Origin of the sequence: Streptomyces sp. HSW2009, assembly GCF_040240285.1 — a bacterium.
Classification (GTDB): Bacteria; Actinomycetota; Actinomycetes; order Streptomycetales; family Streptomycetaceae; genus Streptomyces.
The window spans coordinates 1-1,479 of record NZ_JBEHZD010000970.1 but is presented as its reverse complement, the minus strand read 5'-3'; the positions used below and the strand labels follow the sequence as shown (position 1 = coordinate 1,479).

Sequence of the window (1,479 nt, the reverse complement as noted above, 5' to 3'; positions counted from 1 at the left end):
GGGGGGGCGGGGGCCGGCGGGCGGGCGCCCGCAGCAGTTCGGCGCCGGCCGGGGGCACCGGCCGCACCACGCCGTCCACGGACACCGCCCGCCCGCGCAGCCCCAGCGACCGGCCGGCGACCCGCACCGTCACCGCCCACCCGGGCAACTCCGCGCACAACAACTGCACCAGCGGGGCGAGCCGGAACCGCTCCGGCTGGCTGACGGGTACGTCGTACCTGACCAGCGGCGCCGCCGTGACCGGCCCCACGCAGCACACCAGCACCTCGCCGCGCAGTGCGGCGAGCAGTTCGTCGCGCAGGCCGCGGGCCGCCGCCCGGTCCAGGAGGCTGGTCACGGCGGGCGCGCTGGTGAAGGTGAGCGCGTCGACCGTACGGGCGGTGACCGCGTCCAGCAGCCCGTCGAGCGGTCCGAGGTCGGCCGGCGGCAGCCAGCGGTAGACGGGTACGCCGATGACGTCGGCGCCCGCGGCCCGGAGCGCCGCCACGAAGTCGGTCAGCGGTTCGCCGTGCAGTTGGACCGCGACCCGGCGGCCGGCGACCCCGTCGGCCAGCAGCCGGTCGAGCACCTCCGCCATCGATTCGGACTCCGGCGACCAGGCTTCGCTGAACCCGGCGGCGCGGATCGCACCGCACGCCTTGGGCCCGCGGGCCACCACCTCAGCGGCCCGCAGCCGGTCGGCGAACGCCCCGCCCCACCCCCAGCCGTCGGCGGCTTCGACCCAGCCCCGGAAGCCGACGGCCGTGGTGGCCACCACCACGTCGGGCGCCCGCTCGATCAACTCCCGGGTGGCGGACTTGAGTTCGGCGTCGTCGGCGAGGGGCACGGTACGCATCGCCGGCGCATGGAGCACGCGCGCACCGCGCCGCTCCAACAGTCCGATCAGCTCTTCCGCGCGCCGGGCAGCCGTCACCCCGACCACGAACCCGGCCAACGGCGTGCCGCCCCGCCCGCTCACCGCATGCGCAGCGCGCGGCTCCCGTCCCGGTCTTCGATCCTGCTCCGTCACGCCAGCTCCCGATGCCGTCCGACCACCAAGACAAAAGCGAGGTGGCCCGCCCCGTTGCGGCCCCACCTCGCACATTCCTCGCCCGCGCCGCACCGGGACACCGCCCGCAGGGCCCGGGCGACAAAGCCCCACACCCGCGCAACGGGCTCGCGGGCAGCAAGCCCCCACACCCGCGAACAAAGCCCACCCAAATCCAACGAAGCCAAACCCCTCACCACCCACCCCACGGGGGCCGCGGGTGGCAAAGCCCCCGCACACGCGGACGAAGCCCACGCAAAAACAACGAAGGCGAGGCGACCCACGCCTTCCGTGGGCACCCAAACCCCAAAACACCCACCACCCACACAACCGCACCCCCACACACCCACCCCAACCCCCACCCACCCCATGGGGGCCGCGGGTGGCGAAGCCCCCGCACGCGCGGACGAAGCCCGCGCAGAAACGACGAAGGCGAGGCGACCCACGCCTTC

1 protein-coding gene is annotated in these 1,479 nt (G+C 75.4%); it reads right to left on the bottom strand.

Annotation, left to right across the window (positions count from 1 at the left end):
* Positions 1–1,009: uroporphyrinogen-III synthase (locus AAHZ94_RS33920; protein WP_502964867.1), on the bottom strand; the 1,009-nt coding region annotated here is incomplete at its 3' end.
* Between the last annotated feature and the right edge of the window lie 470 nt (positions 1,010–1,479).